Origin of the sequence: Thalassotalea hakodatensis, assembly GCF_030295995.1 — a bacterium.
Classification (GTDB): Bacteria; Pseudomonadota; Gammaproteobacteria; order Enterobacterales; family Alteromonadaceae; genus Thalassotalea_C; species Thalassotalea_C hakodatensis.
The window spans coordinates 676,011-685,065 of record NZ_AP027365.1; the positions used below are offsets into that span (position 1 = coordinate 676,011).

General features: G+C 41.5%; 8 protein-coding genes and 1 riboswitch. All 8 genes read left to right on the plus strand.

Annotation, left to right across the window (positions count from 1 at the left end; all coding sequences use genetic code 11):
• Positions 1 to 9 precede the first annotated feature (9 nt).
• Genes QUE72_RS02910 through QUE72_RS02945 form a run of 8 tightly spaced genes read left to right on the plus strand, consistent with a single transcriptional unit; the run spans position 10 to position 8,708 of the window.
• The gene (locus QUE72_RS02910; protein ID WP_286271430.1) at positions 10 to 1,062 is read left to right on the plus strand and encodes a sugar phosphate isomerase/epimerase family protein; all 1,053 of its coding nucleotides are present in this window, start codon (positions 10 to 12) and stop codon (positions 1,060 to 1,062) included.
• 8 nt (positions 1,063 to 1,070) lie between these two features.
• Complete coding sequence (locus QUE72_RS02915) at positions 1,071 to 2,279, plus strand: MFS transporter (protein ID WP_074498643.1); 1,209 nt, start codon at positions 1,071 to 1,073, stop codon at positions 2,277 to 2,279.
• A gap of 18 nt (positions 2,280 to 2,297) precedes the next feature.
• The gene (locus tag QUE72_RS02920; protein ID WP_286271431.1) at positions 2,298 to 2,909 is read left to right on the plus strand and encodes a gluconate 2-dehydrogenase subunit 3 family protein; all 612 of its coding nucleotides are present in this window, start codon (positions 2,298 to 2,300) and stop codon (positions 2,907 to 2,909) included.
• Between the two features lie 40 nt (positions 2,910 to 2,949).
• Positions 2,950 to 4,683, plus strand: coding sequence for a GMC oxidoreductase (locus tag QUE72_RS02925; protein ID WP_286271432.1), 1,734 nt, complete (start codon positions 2,950 to 2,952; stop codon positions 4,681 to 4,683).
• Positions 4,684 to 4,700: 17 nt separating this feature from the next.
• Positions 4,701 to 5,555 (plus strand): sugar phosphate isomerase/epimerase family protein, encoded by an 855-nt coding sequence (locus QUE72_RS02930; RefSeq protein WP_286271434.1) that lies wholly within the window; start codon positions 4,701 to 4,703, stop codon positions 5,553 to 5,555.
• A 24-nt stretch (positions 5,556 to 5,579) separates the two neighbouring features.
• Positions 5,580 to 6,308: a 3-keto-disaccharide hydrolase gene (locus QUE72_RS02935; protein ID WP_286271435.1), complete on the plus strand. Its 729-nt coding sequence runs from the start codon at positions 5,580 to 5,582 to the stop codon at positions 6,306 to 6,308.
• Between the two features lie 2 nt (positions 6,309 to 6,310).
• Positions 6,311 to 7,993: a GMC family oxidoreductase gene (locus QUE72_RS02940; RefSeq protein WP_074498647.1), complete on the plus strand. Its 1,683-nt coding sequence runs from the start codon at positions 6,311 to 6,313 to the stop codon at positions 7,991 to 7,993.
• Between the two features lies 1 nt (position 7,994).
• Positions 7,995 to 8,708, plus strand: coding sequence for a gluconate 2-dehydrogenase subunit 3 family protein (locus QUE72_RS02945; protein WP_286271437.1), 714 nt, complete (start codon positions 7,995 to 7,997; stop codon positions 8,706 to 8,708).
• Between the two features lie 137 nt (positions 8,709 to 8,845).
• A riboswitch (cobalamin riboswitch) is annotated at positions 8,846 to 9,051 on the plus strand.
• Positions 9,052 to 9,055 lie beyond the last annotated feature (4 nt).

Here is a 9,055-nt window from a genome sequence, read left to right on the forward strand (position 1 = left end):
GGAAAAATTATGACACAAATCAAAGGGCCAGGCATATTTTTAGCACAGTTCTGTAGTGATGAGGCACCGTTTAACGATTTAAAAAGTATTTGTGAATGGGCAGCTAGTTTAGGATACAAAGCGGTACAAATTCCTACTTGGGATAAACGTTTATTTGATTTAGAAAAAGCCTATGAAAATGAAAGTTATTGCGATGAAGTTAACGCGATTGTTAGGAAGGCTGGCCTGACGATTAGTGAACTTTCAACGCACCTCCAAGGTCAGTTAGTTGCCGTTCATCCTGCTTATGATGCGCAATTTGATGCTTTTGCAGTTGAAGAGGTTCGTCATGATCCTAAAGCTCGTACTGAATGGGCAATAAACCAAGTTAAAATGGCGGCTAAAGTGAGTCAACGATTAGGTTTAACCGCACATGCTACATTTTCAGGCGCACTGTTATGGCAAACAGTTTACCCATGGCCACAACGACCAGCAGGCCTTGTTGAAGACGGTTTTGCAGAGCTTGCTAAACGTTGGCTACCTATTTTAGATGCCTATGAAGAAGCCGGTGTTGATCTTTGCTTTGAGTTACACCCAGGAGAAGATTTACACGACGGCGTGACTTTCGAGCGCTTTCTTGCGGCAACAAACCACCATCCGAGGGCAAACATTCTTTATGATCCAAGCCACTTTGTTTTACAGCAATTAGATTATTTAGCCTTTATTGATATTTACCATGATCGTATTAAAGCCTTTCATGTAAAAGATGCAGAATTTAGATCGAATGGGCGAAGCGGTGTATATGGTGGCTATCAAAACTGGCAAGAGCGCCCTGGTCGCTTTCGTTCTTTAGGTGATGGTGAAATCGATTTTGCGCAAATTTTCAGTAAATTAACTCAATATGGCTTTCAAGGTTGGGCAGTGCTTGAATGGGAGTGTTGTTTAAAGCATCCCGTAGATGGTGCTCGTGAAGGCGCACCGTTTATCGAAAAATACTTAATTCGTACACCTGAACATGCCTTTGATGACTTTGCTGCAAGCGGTCAAGATGAGACATTAAACAGAAAAATTTTAGGTTTATAAGGAAGAGTATGAAAACAATAAATAAAAATACGCTTTTTACTGCCTGTTGCTTAGCGTTGATCGTTACCGCAATGACCTTTGCTATCAGGGCGGGTATTTTAACGCAATTAAGCCAAGAGTTTGCACTAACGGATGCAGAGCTTGGCTGGATTAATGCCATGGCTTTCTTGGGCTTTCCAGTGGCGATGATGTTTGGCGGCTTACTTTATAACTACTTAGGCGCAAAAAAACTCGTACTCATTGCTTTTGTTGGTCATCTTGTTGGCTTATTGCTGACCATTTCAGCGGATGGCTTTTGGACGTTGTTAATTTCAACCTTCTGTATTGGCTTTGCTAACGGTGCGGTTGAAGCTGGCTGTAACCCTATGATTGCCGATATGTATCATAAAAACCAAACCACTATGCTTAATCGTTTTCATGTGTGGTTCCCAGGCGGTATTGTTATTGGGGCGCTTATTTCAAAATTATTTACCGATGCGGGCATCGGCTGGCAAATTCAAATAGCGATCATGATCGTGCCAACGCTTATTTATGGTTTTTTAATGTTCAGCCATCAATTTCCGCAAAGCGATAATATTGAAACATCAACGCGTAAAAACATTAAAGGACTGTTTTCACCCTTGTTTTTATTTATGGCGTTTTGTATGACCTTAACGGCAACAAGCGAGCTAGGTACACAGCAGTGGATTGAGCGAATTTTAGGTGCATCGGGTGCTTCGCCTATGCTAATTATGGCACTGATTACCGGTGTTATGGCAGTGGGCCGTTATTTTGCAGGACCATTAGTTCATCGTTTAAATCCATCAGGTGTCTTACTTGGCTCAGCAGTAATGACCACTATTGGTATTTATGCCATGAGTGTTGCCACAGGCGGTGCCGTTTATTTATGTGCCTTAATTTTTGCCTTGGGTGTTACGTATTTTTGGCCAACGATGATCGGCTTTGTCGCTGAAAACATTCCTCAGTCAGGTGCTTTAGGTATGTCGATCATGGGGGGAGCAGGCATGTTTGCCGTCAGTATGTGGAACCCGTTTATTGGTCAGTGGATTGATGATGCGAGACAAGCCGCTTTGCTTGAAAACCCTGATCCGCAAATGGCTGAACTTGTTGCAGGTCAAGCAGCATTGGCTAACTTGTCTATTTTCCCAGTTATTCTTATTGTGGCATTCGCTGGGTTGACCTTATACATGCGAAAACGTAAACATGCGACAGAATAAAGCAAGGTTGGGGAAAGTATGAGTAACAATATTTTACTAAAATCAACGAGTAAACGTACCTTTGTTAAAGGTTTGTCAGCATTGTTGGGTGCCAGCACTGTCGCGCACTTAACTGCGGGAAATGCGCTAGCGTCTGCGATGTCTTTTCAACAGAAAACTGGGGTACAGGCACGTAAATTATTTACTAAACAACAATTTAATGTACTTAGTGCCGTTTGCTCAACGATTATCCCTGAAACTGATACGCCTAGTGCTGCACAACTTAACGTACATGGCTTTGTTGACCATCAATTAGTTACTTGCCATCAAAAAACTGAACAAGTAAATGCTTTGGCGATTATTGATGTGATTAATGCTAAAGCAAAGCAGCTACACACAGCAGATTTTTATCAACTTACGGCTATTCAAAAAGTTCAGATATTAGAAAGTATTGAGTCCGGTGCTATGAGTTTCACTGAGAAACATCAACAGCAGTTTAGTGACTTGAAGGCGTTGATCGTTTTTGGCTATTTTACGACAGAGGTTGGGGCAACTGAGGTCTTAGCCTATCAAGCAGTTCCTGGAGGATTTAAAGGTTCAGTGCCTTATGACTCAGTGGGGAAAACATACGGCTCACTTGCTTATTATTAAATAAATTTGGCACGGGTTTAGCGTTGTTAAGAGGTTAGCTATGCAACAAGATATATATATTCAACAAAGTGATCATATCTATGATGCACTGGTTGTTGGCTCTGGTGTAAGTGGCGGTTGGGCAGCAAAAGAGTTATGTGAACGTGGGCTTAAAACACTGATGATCGAGCGTGGTCGCATTGTCGAACATAGAAAAGATTACCCTACAGAAGGCAAGGGTGTTTGGCAATACCCTAACCGCATGAAGGTCGATAATCTGTTAGTGGAAGAGCAATATAAAGTGCAACAACAGTGTTACGCTTTTCACGATGGTACTAAACATTTTTTCGGTAATGACAAAGACTTGCCTTACAGTACGAAAAAAGGCACTAATTTTAGTTGGATACGTGCTAACCAGTTAGGTGGAAAATCATTGCTTTGGCATCGACAATCATACCGGTTCAGTGACTATGATTTTAACGCCAATAAGTTAGATGGTCATGGGAACGACTGGCCTATTCGCTATGATGATATTGCTCCTTGGTATTCACATGTTGAAAAGCATGCAGGTATTTCAGGTAATTATGATGGTTTACCTCAATTACCAGACAGTGAGTTCTTGCCTCCTTTTGACTTTAGCTCGCCGGAAATAATGCTAAAAAATAAATTTGCAACATTATTTCCAGAACGACCGATGATAATGGGCCGCACCGCTCATTTAACTAAACCTACTGAACTTCATTATTCACAAGGTAGAGTACAGTGCCAAGCACGAAATGAGTGTCAAAAAGGCTGTTCTTTTGGTGCTTATTTTTCAACACAAAGCTCTACGCTGCCTGCTGCAGCCAAAACAGGTAACTTACATATAGCACCAAATAGCGTGGTTCATAGTTTAATTTATGATGAAACAACTAATCGTGTGAAAGGTGTACGGGTGATTGATAATAACGATTTATCAACCCGTGAATATTACGCAAAGGTAGTGTTTCTGTGTGCATCTACGCTTGGTACAACGCAGATCATGCTCAATTCAACCTCGAAAAAGTTCCCTAATGGCATTGCCAATAGCTCTGGCACACTAGGGCATTATTTGATGGATCATAATTATAACGCGGGTGCTTTTGGTCGCGTTGAAGGCTTTGAAGATGAAACCGTATCAGGCAGAAGACCTACCAATATTTATATTCCAAACTTTCAGTTTGAGCCAAAGCGCTATAAAGATCATTATGTAAGAGGGTATGCGCTAGCTGGTGGCGCTGGTCGAGGTGGCTGGAAAGGCGCCGCTAATAGTAAAGGCATAGGTGTTGGATTTAAACAAAGGCTCACCCAAGCGGGTGACTGGTATTTCAATTTAATGGCGCAAGGTGAAATGTTACCGCGTTTTGAAAACCATGTAGCGTTACATTCAACGAAAAAAGACAAATGGGGTATACCGCAATTACATATCGATTGTACGTGGTCAGAAAATGAAATTGCTATGATGGCTGATGCTGAAGAAACAGCTAGAGATATGTTACTTAAAGCGGGTTTAAAAGACGTGCAAAGTTATAACTCAATTGACGGTGCACCACCAGGATTAGCCATTCATGAAGTAGGTACTGCGCGGATGGGGCGCGATCCGAAAAATTCGGTACTGAACGGTTTTAACCAAACACATGATATAGCGAACTTATTTGTTACAGACGGCGCGAGTTTTTGCTCATCTGCGGTCGTAAACCCTTCGTTAACGTTTATGGCACTAACTGCAAGAGCTGTTGATTATGCCGTAAAAGAAATGAACGCTAAACGAATTTAAATAATAAGGAATAAACCATGAAAAATAAGCTAGTTACCCTAATGTGTGCCTGTTTACCTTTTGTAAGTCAAGCTGCTCTGGGGCATCAAGAAAACAGCGTAATTCCTAAAATAAGTGTGCAGTTATGGTCGGTGAAAGACGATATTAAATCGTCTTTTAAACAAACCATATCATCACTTGCTAATATGGGGTTTCAAGGCGTTGAGTTTGCAGGAAGCTTCGGCCCTTTTGAAAATAATCCAGAAGGGTTGAAAGCGTTCTTAAAGGCTAAAAACCTAGCGGCAAGTGGCGCACACTTAGGGTTTGAACAACTGAATAAACAAAACTTTGCTGATACGGTCGCATTTTATAAAGCCGCGGGCGTATCTATGTTAATTGTGCCGTGGGATGAAAGAGCGTGGCATCCAGAAGGTGTGAAAGAAGTGGTTAGCTTATTAAATGACTTAAGCGTTCAGTTAAAACCTCATGGTATGCGTATTGGCTTTCATAATCACGATCAAGAATTTAACAGCTTTGAGGGAACAACCTATTGGGATTACATTGCAGAAAACACTTCACAGGACGTAGTGTTGCAGCAAGATGTTGGTTGGACAACTTATGCTGGCAAAGACCCTGTTGAATACGTAAAACGCTATCCAGGAAGAACATTAACAACACACTACAAAGTAAAATTACCTGAAGGCACTAAAGGGAAATTACCGATCATAGGTAAAGACACTATTGATTGGCTAGCACTAACTAAAGCGAACATAGCAGTAGGTGGAACACTTTGGATAGTTGTAGAGCAAGAAGAATATCCAAACGGCCTGACTCCGATGGAAGCTGTTCAGCAATCGAAAAGAGGCTTAGAAAAAGTACTTAAGCAATTATAATAAAGGACATAAGAGCACATGATAATGACAAAAATACGTGGAATGCATCAAGTAACACATAATTTCAAAGCCGTTTTAATTACAACAGCGTGTTTACTATTTTCATCGTCCGCAATGGCTGAAACTAATAATCAATTAACTGATGCTGAAAAACAAGCTGGCTGGCAATTGTTGTTTGACGGTAAACAAGCTTCACAATGGCGAAACTACCAACAAAAAACACTGAGTGAACAATGGCAAGTAATTGACGATACACTTACCTTAACTGGCAAAGGGGGTGGAGATATTATTACACAAACCCCTTATGAAAATTTTGAATTAAAACTTGATTGGCGTATTTCTGAAGCAGGCAACAGTGGCATTTTTATTCGTGTCGACGAAAAAGGGAAGTATGTCTATTCTCGCGCACCAGAAATTCAAATTCTTGATAACTTAAAGCACAGTGATAGAAAAGATCCGACGCATCGTTCAGGTTCATTATACGACATGATTGCCTCGCCAGACAGTTCGCACAAACTAGCAGGAGAGTGGAATAGCGTAAGGATACGTGTAAATGAAGGGCATTTAGAGGTCTGGCAAAATCAAGTGAAAACCACGGATATCGTTATGGGTAGTGATAGATGGAATGGGCTAGTAGCTAATAGTAAGTTTGCCACATGGCAAGGCTTTGGTGAACAAGAAAATGGCTATATTGGTTTACAAGATCATGGCGATGTTGTGTCATTTAGAAATATCAAAATTAAAGAGCTTTAGTCATGAAAGATAAAAAGCATCCAGTAATCGTAGTGGGCTCTGGTGCGGGTGGCGCAATGGCTGCTTATGTACTAACACAAGCTGGACACCGCGTGTTAATGCTAGAAGCAGGCCGAGATTATGACCCTAAAACCGAAACACCCATGTTTAAAACCAATGGTGAAGCGCCATTAATGGGCGCTGGTAACGTTGATAAAGACTTTGGTTTTTATGATGCAACGGTTGATGGCGGTTGGAGTGTGCCTGGTGAACCATACACTACCGGTGAAGGTTCTGATTTTTTATGGTGGCGAGCACGTATGTTGGGTGGCCGAACAAATCACTGGGGGCGGTATTCATTACGTTTTAGTGAACATGATTTTAAAGGTAAATCACGCGACGGATTGGGCGCTGATTGGCCAATTGAATACTCGGATTTAGCACCTTGGTATGATAAAACAGAATACTTAGTTGGGGTATGCGGCACCAATACTGGGTTAGATGATATGCCAGATTCATCTGACGGTGTACTTCAACCTCCGCCCAAACCAAGAGTGCCTGAATTGTTAATTGCTGCCGCGGCAAAAAAATTAGGCATACCAACCGCGCCAATGCATCGAGCGGTATTAACACGTGCTAAAGATGATAGACAAGCGTGTTTTTATGCTACTCCGTGCGGTCGTGGTTGTTCTATTGGCGCAGCGTTTCAAACCACAACTTCATTAATTCCTATGGCGAAAGCAACAGGTAATTTAGAGGTTGTTACTGATGCAATGGTTAAGAATGTGACAGTTGATCAACACGGTAAAGTAACCGGTGTTTGTTATGTTGATAAAAAAACAAAGACTGAAACATGCTTAACCGCTAATGTCGTTATTTTAGCAGCAAGTGCCTGTGAATCAGCACGTATTATGCTCAACTCCAAAAGTAAGCATCACCCAAGTGGCTTGGCTAATTCAAGTGGCCAGCTAGGGCGTAATATTATGGACTCAACAGGCACTGGCTTAGGAGCCTATATTCCCGCTTTAGCTGGAAGACCAAGGTATAATGAGGATGGTCATACTGCTAATCATTTATTTATTCCTTGGTGGGGGCACAAAGCACAAGAAAAAGGCGAACTTGATTTCCCAAGAGGCTATCACTTTGAAATTGGCAGTGGTTTTGGTCAGCCAGGTTCTGGTGTAAGTTCAGGGTTGCAAGGTTACGGTAAGGCATTAAAGCAACAGGTAAGAGACAAATATGGCTCGTCGGTTTATTTGAGCTTGCGGGGTGAAATGTTGCCAAATGAACATTGTTACATGGAAATTGACGATAACGTTAAAGACAAATGGGGAATTCCCGTTGCCAAGTTTCATTGGAAGTGGTCAAAACATGAATTGAATCAAGTGGCTCATGGTTTAAAAACCGCAAAAGAAATATTAGAAACCATGGGAGCAACGTTTGACTATCCATTGCCTTCTGCTGAAAAAGCTATTTTGAAAGGTGGACAAATAATTCATGAGGTAGGCGCGACAAGAATGGGCGATTCGCCCAAAGATTCTGTGACAAACCAATGGGGACAAACGTGGGATTGCGATAACTTATTTGTCATGGACGCCGGTGTATTTGCGTCAAATCCACACAAAAACTGTACATTAACCATCATGACATTAGCGATGCGAAATGCAACGTGGCTTTCTGAGCAAATGAACAAAGGGGCGCTTTAAGATGACTAGCAAATACCAAGTAAAACTCAGTCGTCGAGAATCATTAAAATGGGTTGGTGCATTGTCTGCTAGCACGTTAATTCCTAATAGTGTTAGTGCGCTCACTATAGCTGCTGAAAAAAATACTGGGAAAGGGCACTGGCCCAAGCTAACGTTGTCGCCCATTAATGCTAAAGGTTACGGTAAAGATCCAAATTTACTGATCCCGCCTAAATCACCGTGGCCGAAAACCTTGACAGCAGAGCAATTAACCCTTGTTGCGGTATTAGCCGATATTATTGTGCCACGAGAAGGTACAGTGCCTTCAGGTAGCGAAGTTGGCGTGCCTGATGTGGTGGATGAATGGGTTAGTGCACCTTATACTCGGCAGCAGCACGATCGATTAACGATTTTATCAGCGTTAACGTGGATAGATGACGAAGCTCAATTGAGGTTTGAACAATCGTTTGTTAATTTAACCGAACAAAAGCGCCTACAAATTATTGATGATATCGCGTTTGAACGAGAAGATAACGATAACGCGTTTATGCGTATAATTCCTGCTTTTGCACGTTTTAGATCGTTAGTGCTAGCGGCTTTCTATTCTAGCCCCGCAGGCATGAAAGACATTGGATATATGGGTAACGTACCTATTATGGGGGATTACCCAGGACCAACGGAAGAAGCCATGACACACTTAGCACAGGTGGTTAAACAATTAGGGTTATCTCTTTAAATTTTCTACACTATATTTAACAAAGTTCTGTTTCTTAATTTATGCAGTCAGTTACTCTACTGGCTGCATAATTATCTATACAGTGTTATAGACGTCTATACATCTAGTTTCTGGCGTTCATTTAGATACTATGCTAGAGTAGCCGAAATTTTTACGGTGCCTATTTAATTTACGATTATAATTCGTTGATAATAAAGGCTTAAAAGGGAATGTGGTGTAAGTCCACAACTGTTCCCGCAACTGTATTTAGGGCTGAATTTCAGAACCACTGGTATACCACTGGGAAGGTGAAATTTGGGTGATCCCTAAGAGTCAGGAGACCTGCCATGAAAATACATTACTAACTG